Here is an 18793-nt window from a genome sequence, read left to right on the forward strand (position 1 = left end):
TGGAGAGGGTTGGGGTGAGGAGGATCAAAAATAAGGAAAAATACTTTATTTTGATCCCCTCATCCCAGCCTTCTCCCGAAGGGAGAAGGAGCGAAGCTTCTCTTAACTTAATGGCATTGTGGCAGGGTCAGGGTATATTTCAAAAAACGCCATCCCTTGCCAAGAATGCATTTTAACGGGTCATGACATGCATGGCCCCTTCGCCAGAATCGGCTTACTCAGGAGCTTGGAACGGCTCCCAGGTCGAATCAGGGTTGTACTCTTTCATCTTCGCGACGATTTCCGCAGTTTTAGGGCCCAAGTCTTTTGGCAAATCATGCCCTCATGACTGACGATAAAAGTTAAATCAGTTAAATCCTTTCGGCAAACCGGGAGGATTTAACGTTTTGTCATGATGATACCTCGATTGGCCGATTATTATTGGGGCCATTTCCAGGACGCAATCTCGGGTTTGTCGATACCATGTTCGTAAGCATATTGACTGCAACCGATCTGCATGCTGCGCAATTTTTCTTTCACATGCGCGCCGGACACGCTAAGGCCCGGAACCCGGTTTATCACATCGATGGCTAGGCTGAATCGGTCGACCTCATTGCGAATGGCCAATTCGAGCGGTGTATTGATATTGCCCTTTTCCTTGTAGCCGCGCACATGCATGTTCTTATGATTGGTGCGGCGGTAGGCCAGACGGTGAATCAGCCAGGGATAGCCGTGGAAGTTGAATATCACCGGCTTATCGGTCGTGAACAGACTGTCGAAGTCGCGGTCGGAAAGCCCGTGCGGGTGCTCGCTCTCCGGCGTCAGACGGTAAAGATCCATCACATTGATAAAGCGGATTTTCAATTGCGGAAAATGCACCCGCAACAGGGAAACAGCCGCCAAGGCTTCTTGCGTCGAAATGTCGCCGCAACTCACCATCACCGCATCGGGTTCCGAGCCTTGATCGTTGCTCGCCCAATCCCAGATGCCGATGCCTTTGGTGCAATGCTCGATGGCGGCGTCCATGTCCAAAAATTGATGGTGTTTCTGCTTGTCCGAAACGATTACGTTGAAGTAGTTTGTGCTCTGCAAGCAATGGCTGGCGACCGACAACAGCGTATTGACGTCCGGTGGCAGATAGATACGCGTGACTTCAGGGCTCTTATTGACGACCACATCCAGAAAACCCGGATCCTGATGGGTAAAGCCGTTGTGATCCTGCCGCCATACGGTGGAGGTGATCAGCAAATTCAGCGATGAAACCGGCGCCCGCCAGGAAAGATCGTTGCATATATCCAGCCATTTGGCGTGCTGGTTGAACATCGAATCGATCACATGGACGAAGGCTTCGTAACTGGAGAAAAAACCGTGGCGTCCGGAAAGTAGGTAAGCTTCCAGCCATCCTTCGAGGGTATGTTCGGAAAGTATTTCCATGACTCGGCCATCCGGCGCTAATTCACCACCGTCGGCGTCCTCAGGCAAGTAATCCGCCAACCACATTTTTTTACTGACCTGATAGATGTCATCGAGCTTGTTCGAGGTGTTTTCATCCGGTCCGAACACGCGAAAATTGGTCGGGTTCAGCTTCATGATATCGCGCAAAAAAACGCCCAATGGCCTGGTGTTTTCCACTTCGGTTTGGCCGGGTTTGTCCACCTTGACGCCGTAGTCGCGGAAATCCGGCAGACGCAAGGCTTTGCGCAACAGTCCGCCATTGGCATGGGGATTGGCGCTCATGCGCCGCACGCCCTTTGGCGCAAGCTCCTTGAGTTCGGAGATCAGGCGGCCGTTGGCGTCGAACAACTCTTCCGGTTTGTAGCTACGCAGCCACTCTTCCAGCTGTTTCAGATGCGCCGGATTTTCCTTCATACCGGAAAGGGGCACCTGGTGGGCTCGCCAAAAACCTTCGACTTTATGCCCATCCACTTCTTTCGGACCTGTCCACCCCTTCGGGCTGCGCAGTACGATCATCGGCCAGCGCGGCCGCACCAGAGCGCCGCCTGCACGCGCTGCCTGCTGAATCTTGCGAATTTCGGTCACGCAGTGTTCCATCACAGCAGCCATGCGTTGATGCATCACTTCGGGATCGCTGCCTTCGACGAAATAAGGCGTCCAGCCATAGCCTTTGAACAGGTTTTCAAGCTCTTCATAGCTGATGCGCGACAGCAAGGTCGGATTATTGATCTTGTAACCGTTCAGATTTAGAACCGGCAGCACCGCGCCATCGCGGACCGGATTCAAAAATTTGTTGGAATGCCAGGACGTCGCCAAGGGCCCGGTTTCCGCTTCGCCGTCGCCGACGACGACCGCCACCAAGAGGTCGGGATTATCGAAAGCCGCGCCAAAGGCATGGGACACACTGTAACCCAGTTCGCCGCCTTCATGGATCGATCCCGGCGTTTCCGGCGTACAATGGCTGCCGATACCGCCGGGGAAGGAAAACTCCTTAAAGAACTGATGCATTCCTTCCAGGTCTTCGCTTTTGTTCGGATAAATTTCCGAGTAAGTGCCTTCCAGATACACCGGTCCCAGAACGCCTGGCGCACCATGGCCCGGTCCCGCCATGAAGATCGCATTCAGGTCGTAGCTCTTAATCAGGCGATTCAGATGGATATAGGTAAAACTCAGTGCCGGACTGGCGCCCCAGTGGCCGAGAAGGCGGTTTTTTATATGCTCGGGTTTGAGCGGATCTCTGAGCAAGGGATTTTCTTGCAGATAAATCATACCGGCGGCCAAATAGTTGCAGGCTCTCCAGTAGGCGTGCGTCTTGCGCAAAGTTTCTTTATCGAGGGGTTCAAGATTGTTCAGGTCTGTATCACTCATGGGACGCTCCTGTTTTTATTAAATTGTTTCTGTTTGATAAAGCCAATGGATGGTTATATCCAGCGATTCCTGGTTTACACAATATTTAGCCGAGTGTACTGACTCGTGACGCTAGTCTTTTTTTGACCTGGAATAAAGTCAATTAATTCAATACAGCACGTGCGGCGCTCGGAGGGAAAATAGTTAGGGAAACATTGACGCTTCCGCCGGTTCGGCAGGCTGTAAGGTTTTTTCGGCGGCAAGGATCCAGCCGCCGCCCATGGCTCGATATAAACCGATCGATGCCGTGAAATTATCGCTGCGCGCCTGGATCAAGTCGATCTGCGCGTCGAATAGATTGCGCACCGCATCGAGCACGGTGAGATAATCGGTATAGCCTTCATCGTAACGTTTGCGCGACAAATTGTAATAATTTTCTACCGCCGCTACCCGTCGCGCCTGTTTCTCGCTGCGCTGTTTGGTCTTGATGCCGCCGACCAGAGAATCCTCGAATTCGCGGAAGGCGTTGATGATGGCGCGCCGGTAATTAGCCAGTGCCGCTTGTTGGGCGCCTTCGGCCGTCTGCACTTGGCCGGCGATTTTACCGGCGGTGAAGATCGGCGTGAGCAACGCCGATCCCACGGTCCAGAAATTGGCGCCCGGCGCGAATAAAGACGCAACCTGCGTGCTTATCTGGCCGACATCGCCGGTCAAGGAAATTTTCGGGAAATATTGCGCCTTCGCCACGCCGATCCGGGCATTCGCGGCTACCAGCGCTTGTTCCGCTTGCTGTATGTCGGGCCGGCGCGCGAGTAACTCGGAAGGCAAGCCGGCCGGCACGGCAGGCATCATAAGTTCGTCGAAGCTGCGTCCGCGCTCGATCGGACCCGGATTTTTACCGAGCAGCACGCTCAATGCATGCTCTGTTTGCGCGACGCTTTGTTCGTAAAACGGAATCAAGGCGCTGCGCCGCTCATATTCGGACTCGGCCTGGGTGACTTCGAGTTCGGAGGTGTAACCTTCCTGGAAGCGCACGCGCCGAATATGCAAATCTTCCTTGAGCGTTTGCACGACTGCGCGGGTAATTTCCAGATCTTTATCGAAAGTGCGCAGTTGCACGTAGGTTTGGGCGATAGCGCTGGCCAAGGTTAGAATCACGCCGCGTTTCACCGCTTCCTGCGAGAGCAGATCCGCCTGCGCCGCTTCCTTGGCGCGCCGCAGCCCGCCCCAGACATCGATCTCCCATTGCATTGATGCGCCGAGCCTGGCAAAGTCAACTTCGTTATTGTTTGTTCCGCTACTCAATACATCGCCGCCTCCTCTGCTGGGTTGGGCGTGCGCGTAATTCGCAGCTCCGAAAATCTGCGGGAATAAATTGGCGCGCGTAGCCCCGTATTGCCCCATAAATTGCTCGACATTGGCGATGGCGACTTTAAGATCGAGATTTCCCTGAATGCCGCGCTCCACCAGGCGATTCAGCACGGGATCACCGAATTGCTCCCACCACGGCAGGTTGCTGGTGTCTTTGCCTTCTCTTTCGGCAAAGCGCCAAGTTTGCGGTGTATCGACCTGCGGTTTGCGGTAATCCGGGCCGACCTTGAAACAGCCGGAGAGCATGGCGATCAGCAATAATAGCGAGAGATTACGCACGGTCCTGCTCCTGCGGCACTTGTTTGTCCGAAGCGGTACCGCGCCGCGAAAATTTTTCAACCACGTAGAACGACACCGGAATGAGGAAAATGGCGATGGTAGTGGCGGCAGTCATGCCGCCGATGACAGCGTATCCCATTACCCGCCGCGACAGCGCGCCAGCGCCGCTGGCGATGGCTAAAGGGACACAGCCTAAGATAAAGGATAAGGCCGTCATCAAAATCGGGCGCAAGCGCAAACGCGCCGCTTCCAGGGACGCATCCAGGACGGATTTGCCCTCCTCTACCCCCATTTTGGCGAACTCGACAATCAAAATGGCGTTTTTCGCGGCCAAGCCGATCAACATCACCAGCCCGATCTGGGCATACAGGTTGTTTTCATAGTGGCCCAAGGCAAGTCCCACGAAGGCCCCGAACACGGCGATCGGCGTGCCCAGCAATACGCTGAAGGGCAGACTCCAGCTTTCATAAAGCGCGGCCAAAATCAGGAATACGCAGAAAATCGCGAAGGCGAACACGACGGCAGGCGAAATGCCTTTCTGGGCTTGCTGCTCCTGGAAGCTCATGCCGAGATAGTCGTAACCCATTTCTTTGGGCATGGTCTCGGCGAAAACCTCTTCCAGGGCGCGCATCACTTGCGTGGAGCTAAAGCCCGGATTGCCCGACGCACCGATTTGCTGGCTACGGAACAAGTTGTAACGCATGGTGAACTCCGGCCCTTCGGTTTTGCGTATGCTGGTCAAAGCGGCCAGGGGCACGGTGTCGCCTGCGCTGTTGCGCACATAGAACTGGCCCAGGGACTCGGTATCCTTGCGGTACTCGCCCTCGGCCTGCACATAAGTTTGCCATTGCCGCCCGAAGCGATTGAAGTAATTGATGAAACCCGAGCCCATGTAGGCTTGCAGAGTCTTGTAGACATCGGACAGCAAAACCCCCTGCTTGAGCACCTTATCCCGGTCCACGTCAACGAAAATCTGCGGCACCGAGGGGAGACCGGTTGTATAGATTCCCGCAATTTCAGGGCGCTTTTTCGCCGCCTCGATAAATTTGCTGGTGTTTTGCGCCAAGAAGGCTACATCCTTGCCCGCTCTGTCCTCAAGCACCATGGTCACGCCGCCGGAAGTGCCGACGCCGGGAATGGCCGGCGGCGGGAAGGCGAAACCGATGGCATCGGGAATTTGGGACATCGCTCGATTGATATGCGCCTTGATGGCCGTGTATTGCTCCTCCGGCTTGGTACGCTCCGACCAATTCTTCAAGGCAATGAAAAAGAAAGTATTGTAGGTGGTATTGGCTTGGCTGAGCATGTTGTAACCGATCACCGAGGAATAGTATTCCACGCCCGGCGTATTCTTCAAAATCTCCTCGACTTTCCGTGTCGCTTCGTCCGTGCGTTGCAGCGAGGCTACATTGGGAAGCTGGATGCCGGCGAAAAGATAACCCTGATCCTCGTCGGGCAAAAAGCCCATCGGCAAGCCTTTTCCCAGAGTTCCGGCGACAACCGCGAGGATGACGAGAAATACCATGCTAATCAAGCTTTTACGAATCAGCACCGCGCAAAATCCCACATAACCCTCATTGGCGCGGCCAAATAGCCGGTTGAAACCGTCATAAAATTTTTGCACCGGACCAGTGCCGCGCACCCGTGGTCTTAGCAGCAACGCCGCCAATGCGGGACTCAGTGACAGTGAATTGAAGGTGGAGATCATCACCGACACGCCGACGGTAACGGCGAACTGCTGGTAAAGTCGTCCGGTGATGCCGGGAATGAACACCGTCGGCATAAACACCGCGATCAAGGCGAGCGAGGTGCCAATGATGGGGCCGGTCACTTCCCGCATCGTCTTGAGGGTGGCTTCCTTGGGGCTTAAACCTTTTTCGATGTGGTGTTCCACGGCCTCAACCACCACAATGGGGTCGTCCACCACGAGGCCGATCGCCAGCACCAGGCCGAACAGCGATAGCGTGTTGATCGAAAAACCCAGCATAGGAAAGAGCATGAAGGTGCCGATCAGCGACACCGGCACCGCCAGCAGCGGAATCAGAGTCGGCCGCCAGCCTTGCAGGAACAGGAAGACCACCAGGATGACCAGCACCAGCGCCTCGAACAAGGTATGCACGATTTCGTTGATACCTTCGGTGACGGCCAGGGTGGTGTCCAGGGCGACCACATAATCGAGGTCCTCGGGGAAGCGGGTCTTCAACTCCGCCATCATCTTCTTGGCGCCGTCGGCGGCTTCGATGGCATTGGAACCGGGCAGTTGGTACAAAGCGACCAGGGCCGCCGGCTTGCCGTTGAGCCGTCCGATCATGTCATAAGCCTGGGCGCCGAGTTCGATGCGTCCCACGTCCTTGATGCGGACGATGGAACCGGACGGGTCGGCGCGCAGCACGATGTTGCCGAATTCTTCCTCGGTCTGCAAGCGGCCCTGGGCACGGACAGCGTAAGTGAATTCCTGGCCCGGGGGTACCGGCTCGCCGCCGACCTTGCCGGCAGGATTGACGTTGTTCTGCGCCTGGACGGCGTTGATGATCTCCGGAATCGTGATATTAAGCTTGGCGAGTTGGTCAGGCTTGACCCAGATACGCATCGCATACTGGCCGGCGCCGAAAACCGACACGCTGGCGATGCCCTTCACCCGGGTCATCTGGTCGTTGATGTTGATATAGGCGTAATTGGCGAGGAAAATATTGTCGTAAGTGCCCTTGGGCGAAAACAGGGCAAACATGACCAACGGCGACGCCGTCGATTTTTGCACGTTGACTCCATAGTTGCGCACGTCCTGGGGCAATTGCGACTCGGCCTGGGATTTGCGCATCTGCGACAACACCTGGTCGGTATTCGGGTCTGTCTTCACGTCGAAGTTGACCCTCAGCGTCATCTGTCCGTTGTTGGCGTTAATGGAATACATGTAGTTCATGTTGTCCACGCCGGACATCTGCTGTTCGATCGGCGTTGCGACCGACTGCTCCACCGTGACTGCGTCGGCGCCGGTGTAAGTGGTTTGAACCTGGATTTCCGGCGGCGCGATATTGGGAAACTGGGCGATCGGCAATTCCGACATGGAAACCAGGCCGATCATCACCATCAGGATGGCGATCACGATCGCCACAATGGGACGGTTGATAAAAAATTTAGCCATGGCGTTCTACCCTGCCGTCTTGGCGGCAGGAGCGGTGTCGGATGGATCGGCAAAAGGCTTGGGAACGACGGCCATGCCTTCCTTCACCTTTTGCACACCCTCGGCGACAACACGTTCGCCGGGCTGCAAGCCTTCGTCTATCACCCACATCGAACCGATGCGCTCGGCCGGTTTTACCATACGTATGGCGACGGTATTGTCGGGTTTTACCACAGCGGTTAGGTACTTGCCCTGCATTTCACTGACGGCACGTTGCGGCACCAACAGGGCACCCTGTTTAGTCCGGATTGCTCGAATTTTGGCGAACTGGCCGGGACGCAGAATATTACCGGGATTTTTAAACAGCACGGCGACCTGAATCGTGCCGGTTTTCACATCGACCTGACGGTCGGCGAAATAGAATTGGCCCGTTTCGGGATAAGTGCTGCCGTCGGCCAATGTCAATTCGAGCTTCGGCGGTTGGCGAACTTCGGCCTTATTGTTCAACTCCATGGCCACTTGCAGGTATTGCTGTTCGCTCAGCGGAATAAAGGCCTTGATTGGATCGACCTGCGAAACGGTAGTCAGTACCGCGTTGGCGCTCCCCGGCCCGACCAGATTGCCTAACTGCGCCCTGGATATTCCGGCAATACCGTCGATGGGAGACGTGATGCGCGTAAAACCGAGTTGCAGTTTGGCCTTTTCCAGTGCCGCCCTGGCGGCAAATACGTCGGCCTGCGCTTGCGCTTCACGCCCTACGGCAGTGTCCCAATCGCGCACGCTGACCGCTTTTTCGGGGAGCAATCGCTCAATGCGCTTCAAAGCCAGCCGCGCGGTTTTAAATTCCGCATCCTGGCGCGCCAGATTGCTTTGCGCCTCGTCCACGGCAGCCTGAAAGGTGCGCGGATCGATTTCGTAGAGCAGAGCGCCTTTTTTTACCGGATTGCCTTCCAGGTAATTCTGCTTGATGAGGTAGCCTGTGACTTGCGCCAGAATTTGCGCATTGACCATGCCATCGAGCGTGCCGACCCATTCTTGGGAAAGCGGCACATCGCGTTGCACGACATCGACAACTTCAACGGTTGGCGCTTGCGCGGCCGGCTGCTGCTGAGCCCGGTCGCAGCCACCGCACGCCAATGTAACAACAAGGATTAGCAAAATCGACGGTAACGGCTTTGTTTTGCGCCCAACGGTTGTAGCTAAAAAGTTCGTCCGTACCATAATGATTCTCTTTTATCCAGGGGATTGTCAGTATTTTTAATGGCTGCTGTAAAGGCCAAGGCGAACTCAGCGTAATAAACCGGCCAGCCTATCCTGGGTGAATAGCCGCTGGATAGTCAGGCCTTGCACAATGATCGAGAATACGACGACGGCGAAAGTCATATTCAGGATAAGCGGTTTCCAGTTGCTGTCGGGCAGCGACACGGCGAGCGCCAACGACAGCCCGCCGCGCAGGCCGCTCCATGTCAGAAGTTTTGTCAGGCCGAAGCAGTCGGCACGGATCACAGCCGCCTTATCGAGCCCGGCGACGATGGACGACACGCTTAGGGCGCGGGCGAGAAGCACGGCGGCGATCGCTATTAAGCCCGGTACGCCGGGGATGACGTTGTGTAACGGATTGATCAGAACCACGTGGAAGCCGACGAAGACGAACAGCAGAGCGTTCAGCACCTCGTCCAGACCCGACCAGAAGATACGCAGAGGCGCAAGCATGGTATCGTTCATTCTCGTCCCCGTGATGTTCCCGGTCAGTAAACCTGCCACGACAGTGGCGATCGGCCCCGAAATATCCATATGCTGGGCGGCGGAATACATCGATGCCACGGCCCCCAAAGAAACCAGCAAACCTGTGCAGTATGTACTCGAAAGCGACATCAGATAGTGAATAATCAGCCAGCTGACAACGCCCAAAACGGCACCGCCTAATACTTCACGCACGAAAATGGAACCGGCCTCGGCAAGACTGGCCTCGCTGCCGTTAATCGCCGATCCGGCGAAAATGGTGAATAGCACGACCGCAACGCCATCGTTCAATAAGGATTCTCCGTCGACGACTGTTTCCAGATTTTTGGGTAAGCCGATTTTGGAGAGAATCGCCAGCGACGCTACCGGATCGGTAGCGGCAATCAGCGCTCCGAACAGCAGCGCCTGAGGCAGGGTGACTGCGATGCCGAAAGCTGAAAGGCCGCCATAGACAAGTCCGCCGGTGAGAAAGCACGCCGCCGAGGTGCCGGCGAACGCCAGCCAAAGCACCAGCCAGCGTTGTTCGCGCAGCGTCACCCAACTGACGCGCACACTGCCGCGAAACAGCAAAAAGCAGAGAACGCCTTTTAGTAGAGTGTCGTTCAGATTAAATGACTGGGTGAGTTGCTGCAAGAAGCCGATAGCACCGGAAGGAACGAAGGACTCTACTACTCGTAGTCCCGCGGTGGTCAGACCCGCCAATAACAACAATCCAATGTCGTGCTGAAGATGGAGATAACGGTCGTTAATAAAACTCAGGACCGCGGCAATGCCGAACAGGAAAGCGACTGCTGTAAAAGTATCCACCGATCATCCTCCTTCAGTTTTCGGTTTGTCCCTGAACAAGCCTGGCAAGAGAATCGGTGGGTATGATCCTCTGATGGGGGACGGAGCCGTTGTACTTTCCGGCGATCTCCTTGAATGTTCTCTCCCAGGCGTTTTCAAAGAGAACAATCACCGCTGAGCGGAAGTGTTTCATGGCAGTTATCTTATGATGGATATAACGAGATTAATCAGCCTGTTTAGGTCGCTTTCACTGGCCGGGATTCTCATCCACCGCTTCCCAAGAAGCATCGGGATCATAGGCTTTCATCGCCAAAGCCAATTCCGTGGTTTTGGGGCCTAAATTTTTCTGGTATATCCTTCCGCGATGATTGACGACAAAAGTCATGATGCCGGATGAACCATAGACCGCCGGATACGCGACCAAAGCGAAGCCTGCAATCATGTTGCCGTTGATGATATAGTCGTATTTCCCGCCGGGAACATTGCCGCCCTGACGAGTCAGAATCTTATATAAATAGCCGTGAAAAGGCGTCGCCGATCCGGTGCTGCCTTTTGTCTGGTAACCTGCGGCTTTAGCTTCCGCCACGAGAAGTCCCAAAGGGCTCTCGGGCTGACCGGGCGCCGTTTCCCAATACAAGCCATCGAATTTGCCCGGTTCACTGCGCAATTTGGTCGCGAACTCGCTGACTTCGTCGCCATCCCGATCGACAGAAGCATATTCGAACTGTGCCTCTACATAACCCCGAATTACGCCCAGCGTATTGAGTTCATTGCGTCCGATTCTCCGATCCAGAATTTCCAGTTTGCCTTGCTCGACATCGAATCGCCATTGACCACCGTTGTTCACGAGAGGAACAGGAAATGACCAGCCATTCTGCCCGAAATGCAGGATCGCTTGATTATTCCCTCGCTTTTCCACCGAAGACTTCTCATCCGCCATTTTCACAAATTCCGCGCGATTGTTCGCATCTTCGACATCGTCACCGGACGAAAACAGATCCGCATATTGGCTGCCAAAAAGCACCGATAATTTATTTTTATCGTTGTCGCGCGCGGCATCAACGAGCTCTTTTACGGCATCTTCGGGCGCCGTAAAGCCTTGCCCCATAGCCGCTGCTTTGGTTTCGGTTGCAGCAGACAAGGCGCGTGAAGCAAGCATGGTGACAAAAATGCACGTCGCAAGGGTATAACGGAGTTTATTGGACATCATGATGGAAACCTCTCCTAAATAAAGATCAAACTATCAATGACCGGGAACCGGGAAAAAATGAAGTGATTTCATCTCGTTACCCCGTCACCGGCGACCACCACGACCTCTCGCAGCACCACCTCTACTCATTGCGCCGCCCCCGCCGCGTTGTCCGCCAAATGACGGGGTTTGCATGGCCGGTTGAGGACGTGCAAAGCCGGCTCCTCCTCGGTTAAGACTGGCGCTGCCTCGGTTGCTGAAAGAATTTACACGGCCGCCATCGCGGGCGCTATAGAATGCGTTCGGACGCGCCATTTCTTGATGGCGCTGGGATTGCATCCGCTGCATTTGCTCATTGCGCTGTCTGGCCAACTGCTGTTGCTGATTCGGTCTCTGCATGGCCGGTTCCGATCGTCTTTGACCCAGCGCCGCCCCGTTTTCAGATCTGCGCGGCGTGGGAGCCGCGAGGTCTTTTGCACGCGACTGGCCCTTCACCTGTTGCCGGGAGCCTAGACTCGAGGCGCCGCGCTGGCTTTCGAAATTGCTCCGTTGACCTGATGCTCGTAGACCTTCCAGAGCGTTTTCACGGCTGCTTTGAAAAGGTTGGGCACGGCTATCACCAGGACGCACTGCCGCTCCGGGTTTTGCCGCCAAACGCTGCTGGATATCGGCGCTGGAAAGCCGGCTAGGGGTCGAACGATCCGCCGCGTCCCCCTTACCGAATCCTCGCATGTCGGCAGGAAGATTTTGTGCGCCGCTGAGCCGGTTACCAGCCAGGGCCGGTGACTCAGCGCGCCCGATCCGTTGCTGGGCTTGCGCTGGAAAAGCCTGGCCTCGGCGATGGCGCGCATCCGGTTGCCAGCGATTCGTTCGGTCTTTTAAGGCCGGCAGTTGATCCGGCTTGAAAGTGCCGTCACGATTTATATTGATCTCATTGCCGGACATATTAAAGTCCCGGTCCACGTTGATATTACCGCGGTTAATGTTGGCATAGCCCCCTCCGCCATAATAGCCCCCGCCCCCATGCCAGCAATTTCCGCCGCGACACACGGCGTCGCCATAATAATGCGAGACATGGTAATCATCCCAATCATCGTCATCATGAGCCCATTCCATGATGCCCCAGGTCAGCAAGCCCCCGACGAGGGCGCCGGCCCCAAACGACATCAATTGGTCGGTGCCGGAGGAAGTGGTAGTGGTCGTCGTGGCCGCAGGTTGAGGGTAATAGGTCGGATAATAACTTGCTGCGGGTGCGGCCGGATACATTTGGCTTGTTGCCGGAGGTGGCGCCATCGGCGCAGCATAAACAACCTCGGGGTTATAGCTTGGCACCGATATCGTATCGGCCTTGGCCGGCTGTATGGTAATCACTTCCTTGGTCAATACGGCGGGTGTCACTTTGGCCCCCGGCGTTTCCGTTAGCCCCTGCACCGGCGCCGATACCGTTTTCGTTTCGACTTTTTGAAAATCGGAATCTTTCAAAAATCCGGCATCGGTCGCGCGCTTACGCAAGGCCTGGACTGCGTCCATCAATTGCGACGGGTTTGACAGGAAGGCATCGCCCAACTGCGTAGTCCAGTCCAGATGTTGGTCCATCATCGCGATAACATCAGGGACCGCAGTCAGCCGGACGATGCTGGCGTCCCATTTTTGATCGCGCACAGTTGCAGGATCAGGCTTGGATTCCAGCCAGCGGGCCGCCTGCACCACTTCCAGTGGATATGTGGAGGCTACCAGCACTTCGGCCAGAAGCGGATCGGGATAGAGCGCGATCGGCGCGACCAGAGACTCCAGACTGGTCAAGGGTTTTGCCTCCGGCTTCGGAACAGGCGGTGTCGTAGGTTGGGGTTGCGTGGGTTGAGAGGTCGAGGGTACGGGTGGCGTCTGGGTTTTCTCTTTATCCTTATCGCCACAGCCTGCGGCATGCATTGCTATGATCAATAGCACCGCGCGGGCAACTCCACCACGAAGCGTTGCGATACCGGCACTTTGCGTCAATGCGCTTTTCCTCTTGGTGCTTTGAACGTTGGCCATTGCCCTGCCTTTAGCGCACATGTGCACGGTGCCGCCGACAATCTCGGGAAGATGGGCGCGGCGGGCGGGATTATTTATTTGATTCATCACGAAGGCTCCATATAATCAACACCCCAAAAGCAAACTGTGAATACTAAAATTGTACTCTGTTTGTCAGGACACGGATGAGTTAATCTCAAGATGATTAATACGCACTATATTCCAAGTCAAGTAAACCGCGCTATTGGACTTTGGTCCAAGGTAGCTGCCCCGACTTTTTTATTTAGTTTCTGCATGCATCCCAATTAACAGGCTCGTACCGGGCTGTTCCTGTTTAATATCACCATGGCACGTGTCTACGGGGCCAGTTGTCTAATGAAGAAAAATACGAGCGAGTCAGACCTTGGACCAAAGTCCAATAGCAATGGCTGTTAATGCAGGAATAGAATAGCGATCAGCTAATCCATAATGCTGACGAACAGTGAACGGTCTTGACTTCGCCGTCCTTCGGCTAATTATCCAGAGCAAAGACGGCGCTAGCTCTTTGCTTTTTGGGTGTTGATCAGATGGAGCCTTCGTGATGAATCAAATTAATAATCTCGCCCGCCATACCCGCCTTCTCGAAATTGTCGGCGATACCATCCGGGTTCGCGCCAAAGGCAGGGCTTTCGGCGAAATGGCCGTCGTTGAAAACACCGACGGAGAGAGTTCCTTGGCGAAAGTTGTCGAGCTGGACCGCGATATTGTCAGTCTCCAGGTATTTTCCGGCGGCAAGGGGTTGTCCACAGGCGCTACCGTCAATTTTCTCGGACGCAGTCTGGATGTCGTTTATTCGCCCAATATACTGGGAAGGATATTCCGCGGATCCGGCGATCCGATTGACGGAGGTCCAGAACTGACCGCCGACCCGCGCATTGCGGTGGCCGGGCCGACCGTTAATCCGGTGATGCGCGTGATGCCGACACACATGATCGAAACCAAGGTTCCGATGATCGATCTGTTCAATTGTCTGGTCGAAAGCCAAAAAATACCGATTTTCTCGGTTGCCGGCGAGCCGTATAACGAGTTGCTGGCGCGTATCGGTTTTCAGGCCAATGCCGATGTTCTGGTTTTTGGCGGCATGGGTTTGATTTTCGACGATTACCATTTTTTTCGTACGTCGTTCGAAGCCCATGGCGTGTTTCACCGGACGGTGATGTTTGTCAATCAAGCTTCGGATCCTTTGGTCGAGCGGTTGATGATAGCGGATATGGCTTTGGCTGTTGCCGAAAAAATGGCGGTAGAGGAAAACAAGCGGGTTCTGGTTTTGTTGACCGATATGACCGCTTACGCCGATGCGATGAAAGAACTCGGAGTGGCTCAGGAACGGATTCCGGCTGTGCGCGGCTACATGGGCGACTTGTACACACAGTTCGCACAACGCTATGAAAAGGCCTGCGACTTTAAGGGAGCCGGCTCGGTTACCATTCTGACAACGACCACCATGCCGGGCGATGATGTCACCCATCCGGTGCCCGATAACACCGGCTACATCACCGAGGGACAGTTCTACTTGCACGACGGCATCATCGATCCGTTCGGTTCCTTGTCGCGCCTCAAGCAGCACGTGATCGGCAAGGCCACGCGCGAAGATCATGGTCAAATTATGAACACGATGATCCGCTTTTATTCCGGCTCCGTCGAAGCGCAAAAGAAACAGGAGATGGCTTTCGAATTATCGCCTTTCGATTACAAGTTATTGAAGTTCGGCAAGCTGTTCAAGGAACGGTTTATGGATATCAAGGTTTCCATAGCGGTCGTTGAGGCCTTGGATTTGTGCTGGCAGACCTTGGCGGAATGCTTCACCAAGGAAGAGTTGCTGATGAAGAAAAATTTGATCGACAAATATTTTCCGCAACAAGTTGCCGAAGCGGCGCAGGTGTAAGCCGCCATGACCAAGCTGAAACTCAGCAAGCAGTCACTGCATCACGAACAGGAGCAATTGAAGCTCTATAAGCGATTATTGCCATCGCTCGACCTGAAACGCCGACAATTGACGATGGAAACCCAGAAGGCCCAAGAAGAACACGCCGCCGCCGTGGCGCAGATCGACGCTTTGGAAACGCGCATCGGCGAAGAATTGCCGATGCTCGCCGATCAAGGCCTGCCATTGCGCGATCTGGTGGTCGTCAAAGGCTATAAACTGGGTGAGCAGAACATTGTCGGCGTCAGACTGCCAATATTGGAGTCGCTTGATTGTCAGGTCGCCGAGTATTCACTGTTGGCGACGCCGGCATGGCTCGACATCCTGGTGCAACGACTGAAGGACGCCAAAACGTGCCGGCTGCGCGCCGAGATTGCCGCCCAGCGCTTGGACATTTTACGTCTGCAATTGCGGCGGGTGACGCAACGGGTCAATTTGTTCGACAAAATTCTGATTCCGACGGCGCGTAAGAATATCCAGCGCATTCGTATCTATCTCGGCGAAACCGAACGCGCCGCGGTAGTGACTTCAAAACTCGCCAAATCGAAACAATTGCAAGGGCGAAACGCGCTCGCGGAGGCCTCGGAATGAGCATCGTCCGTTTGGATAAGGTCACTTTTGTGGGGTTGACCGAGGATCGGGAACGCTTGTTACAGGACTTGCAGGCACTGGGCTGCTTGCATATCGAACCGTTCGCGGAGGAAAGCGAAAGCCAGAATACCGAAGGCCCCAGTGCGGGGGCACGGGAAGCGCTGCAATTTTTACGCGCATGCCCGCAGAAAAGACGGCAAAGCCGGGATACCGTCCGTTTCGACGCGCTGGAGACCGAATGCAAGATACTCGACGTCAGGCAGCGCCTGCTGGCGCTATCCGATGAGCGCGATGGTTTGGTCAAACGCATCCAGGACATGCAGCCGTGGGGTGATTTTGAATTTTCCCCCTTGTATGAAATGGGCGGACTGCATCTGTGGTTCTACGTGTTGCCGCATCGCGACATGGCTATAATGCGCGATTTGCCCCTGGTGCATGAGATCATCAAAAAAGATAGCCGCTATTGCTACGTTGCGGTTGTTTCCGAAAACGAGCCGGAGGGTATGCCCGTCAGCCGCACGCATCTCGGCAGCCGGCCTCGCCATGAATTGGAGGCGCGCCTTGAAGAGGTGGAATTGGCTATCGAGGACGTGCAGGCTGAACGCGCCTATTTGACCCGCTGGTATACCTTGCTGCATGACAATATCGCAACCCTGGAAGATAGGGCTGCGTTAGCCGCCGCGCAAAAACAGACTTATGGGCGGTCCGGAATATTCGCACTGCGCGGGTGGGCGCCACATGCGCGGCATACGGAACTCGAAGACTATGCGCGCCGTCACCGCGTGTATATCGATGTCCGGGAAGCGCGGCCGGACGACAGTCCGCCGACCTGTTTGGACAATCCCCCTTGGCTTGCTGCCGGAGAAGACCTGGTCAATTTCTACATGACACCGGGTTATCGCACCTGGGATCCTTCGCAAGTCGTTTTCATCTCCTTTGCTTCGTTTTTCGCGATGATCCTGGCCGATGCCGGATACGCGCTGATTTTAGCAGCAGCATTGCTTTTCTTTTGGCGAACCATGGGCGGCTCAAAGACGGGAAGGCGGTTCCGGCCGTTATGCGTGGCCATTGTTTCCTGCTCCCTGCTCTATGGAATGTTGATCGGCAGCTATTTTGGGGTCTTGCCTCCCAAAGGCTCGCCATTGGCTTTTTTTTATATCCTGGATCTGAACGATTCCAATCGAATGATGAAAATTTCGGTGTTCATCGGTTGTTTACATATCATTTTAGCGACCGCTATGGACGCAGCCCGCTATAAGATTAGACAGGAAGGCCTGGCATCTGTCGGCTGGGCCTTAATTGTTACGGCCGGATTAATTTTATTGATCGCGGCATCCTTCGATCTCGGCCATTTGAAAACAATGCCGGCCATTTTGGCCACGATGGGCGGCGTTTTAGTGTTACTGTTTTCGGCGCCATCCGAAAAACCGTTATCCCGGCTGCTAAAGGGCCTCCACGGTTTAACCAAATTCACCGCTGCTTTCGGCGATGTATTTAGTTATTTGCGGCTGTTTGCCCTGGGTCTCGCCAGCGGTTCCCTGGCTGTGGAATTTAATCGTATGGCCGCCGACATTTATCACGCCATGCCGGGAATAGGGCTATTTTTTGCCTTCCTGGTTCTATTTTTGGGACATACGATAAATTTCTTATTGGGTTTAATGAGTGGGGTCATTCAAGGATTGCGGCTTAATGTTATCGAATTTTTCAACTGGGGATTAAAAGAAGAAGGCACCCCTTTTAATCCTTTACGCCGCAAGGAAAGATAGCCACACGACTACTGAATAAAGCACAGGTTTTATTGCAATTTACTGACAATGAGAGGTTCGTTATGGATTCTATGATTATGTCGCTGGGCTGGTTGGGTATGTATGCGCCATTGGCTTTGGGGGCGGTAGGCAGTATGTTCGGTTGCGCTCGCGCCGGCATGGCGGCTTGCGGCGCTTTGGTGGAAATCGAAAGCGGTTACGGCCGCTTTATTGCAATTGCCGCCATGCCCTCTTCGCAAGCCATTTTCGGAGTTGTCGTGACCATGGTACTTCGCCGGGATATCAACATTGCAAACTCTCCAGGTATTTTCGGGCTGGGCATTCTAACCGGCATTGCCTTGATGCTAAGTGGGCTTGCCCAAGGCAGCACCTGCGCTTCAGCTATCAATGCCTCGAAAAGTAAATTGGATATCTTCGGCATATCCCTGGCGCCGGCGGCATTGGTCGAAGGTTTTGCGGTGTTTGCATTCGTTTTTGCGCTGGTGCTTTCCGCCGGCATTCCCAAATAAGCTGGCGGGGGCAAAATCATGGCCGAACACATTGACACTGATACCAGCGTACAAGCGCTGATCGATAGGATACGCGACCAGGGCGTGCAAAGCGCCAACCGGGAAGCCGCGCGCATCCTTGCGGAAGCGGAAGCGAAAGCTTCGCACTTACTCGCGGAAGCCCAAAAACAGGTGGAACAACTGCGCGCCAAAGCCACTGCGGATATCGAAGCCGAGCAGGCCGCGGCGCAGGAAGCCTTAAAGCTTTCTGCCCGCGACACCGTGAAGCGGTTGAAAAACGTCGTTGCTGCCGCATTCGAAACCTTCGTGCGCCGTTTGGTCACCACGGCGACGCAAGACCGGGAATTGATGAAAAACCTGATTTTAGTATTGGCCGGACATAGCGCGGAAGAATTTATAAAAGAGAAAAAAATTCAAATTCTGCTGTCCGAGGCCATATTGACCGGACAGTCCGATCCCAAGCTGCGCGATCTGGGTAAACAAACCATATTGAGCCTTTCCAGCGATATGTTGCGCGAAGGCGTTGAGTTGATTCCGTCCAGCAGCGTCGAGGGCGGTGCGAAGGTTCGTCTGGTCGGCGAACAACTGGAAATCGATTTATCCGACAAGGCGATATCCAAAATGCTTGCAGCTCATTTGCTGCCACGTTTTCAGACCATCTTGACGGGTGGGGATTAAGGG

At 54.8% G+C, this 18793-nt stretch carries 13 protein-coding genes; 5 read left to right on the forward strand and 8 right to left on the reverse strand.

What is annotated here, in order from left to right; translation table 11 throughout:
- Positions 1-417 precede the first annotated feature (417 nt).
- The 8 genes from U2W12_RS02030 to U2W12_RS02065 form a co-directional block, all read right to left on the reverse strand.
- The gene (locus U2W12_RS02030; protein WP_326499003.1) at positions 418-2802 is read right to left on the reverse strand and encodes a phosphoketolase family protein; all 2385 of its coding nucleotides are present in this window, start codon (positions 2800-2802) and stop codon (positions 418-420) included.
- 183 nt (positions 2803-2985) lie between these two features.
- Positions 2986-4431 (reverse strand): efflux transporter outer membrane subunit, encoded by a 1446-nt coding sequence (locus U2W12_RS02035; protein WP_326499004.1) that lies wholly within the window; start codon positions 4429-4431, stop codon positions 2986-2988.
- Positions 4424-7573 (reverse strand): multidrug efflux RND transporter permease subunit, encoded by a 3150-nt coding sequence (locus tag U2W12_RS02040; RefSeq protein ID WP_326499005.1) that lies wholly within the window; start codon positions 7571-7573, stop codon positions 4424-4426. Before U2W12_RS02040 ends, U2W12_RS02035 begins: the two co-directional genes overlap by 8 nt.
- Positions 7574-7579: 6 nt before the next feature.
- Entirely contained in the window at positions 7580-8773 is a 1194-nt protein-coding gene (locus tag U2W12_RS02045; protein WP_326499006.1) for an efflux RND transporter periplasmic adaptor subunit, read from the reverse strand.
- 66 nt (positions 8774-8839) lie between these two features.
- Positions 8840-10102, reverse strand: a complete 1263-nt coding sequence (locus U2W12_RS02050) for a sodium:proton antiporter (RefSeq protein ID WP_326499007.1) — start codon at positions 10100-10102, stop codon at positions 8840-8842.
- A gap of 13 nt (positions 10103-10115) precedes the next feature.
- A complete protein-coding gene (locus tag U2W12_RS02055; protein ID WP_326499008.1) occupies positions 10116-10274 on the reverse strand; it encodes a hypothetical protein in 159 nt (52 codons plus the stop codon).
- A 54-nt stretch (positions 10275-10328) separates the two neighbouring features.
- Entirely contained in the window at positions 10329-11291 is a 963-nt protein-coding gene (locus U2W12_RS02060) for a DUF2950 domain-containing protein (protein WP_326499009.1), read from the reverse strand.
- Positions 11292-11375: 84 nt separating this feature from the next.
- On the reverse strand, positions 11376-13391 hold the full coding sequence (locus U2W12_RS02065; RefSeq protein ID WP_326499010.1) for a DUF3300 domain-containing protein: 2016 nt from the start codon (positions 13389-13391) through the stop codon (positions 11376-11378).
- A 472-nt stretch (positions 13392-13863) separates the two neighbouring features.
- On the opposite strand from U2W12_RS02065, the gene U2W12_RS02070 reads away from it, so the two are divergent.
- From U2W12_RS02070 to U2W12_RS02090, 5 genes are all read left to right on the forward strand, one after another.
- Complete coding sequence (locus tag U2W12_RS02070; protein WP_326499011.1) at positions 13864-15207, forward strand: V-type ATP synthase subunit B; 1344 nt, start codon at positions 13864-13866, stop codon at positions 15205-15207.
- Positions 15208-15213: 6 nt separating this feature from the next.
- Complete coding sequence (locus tag U2W12_RS02075; RefSeq protein WP_326499012.1) at positions 15214-15837, forward strand: V-type ATP synthase subunit D; 624 nt, start codon at positions 15214-15216, stop codon at positions 15835-15837.
- On the forward strand, positions 15834-17603 hold the full coding sequence (locus tag U2W12_RS02080; RefSeq protein ID WP_326499013.1) for an ATPase: 1770 nt from the start codon (positions 15834-15836) through the stop codon (positions 17601-17603). Before U2W12_RS02075 ends, U2W12_RS02080 begins: the two co-directional genes overlap by 4 nt.
- Positions 17604-17665: 62 nt before the next feature.
- On the forward strand, positions 17666-18112 hold the full coding sequence (locus tag U2W12_RS02085) for an ATP synthase subunit C (protein ID WP_326499014.1): 447 nt from the start codon (positions 17666-17668) through the stop codon (positions 18110-18112).
- Positions 18113-18130: 18 nt separating this feature from the next.
- Positions 18131-18790: a hypothetical protein gene (locus U2W12_RS02090; protein WP_326499015.1), complete on the forward strand. Its 660-nt coding sequence runs from the start codon at positions 18131-18133 to the stop codon at positions 18788-18790.
- Positions 18791-18793: the final 3 nt, after the last annotated feature.

The sequence above is a fragment of the Methylomicrobium sp. Wu6 genome (assembly GCF_035916875.1).
Classification (GTDB): domain Bacteria; phylum Pseudomonadota; class Gammaproteobacteria; order Methylococcales; family Methylomonadaceae; genus Methylomicrobium.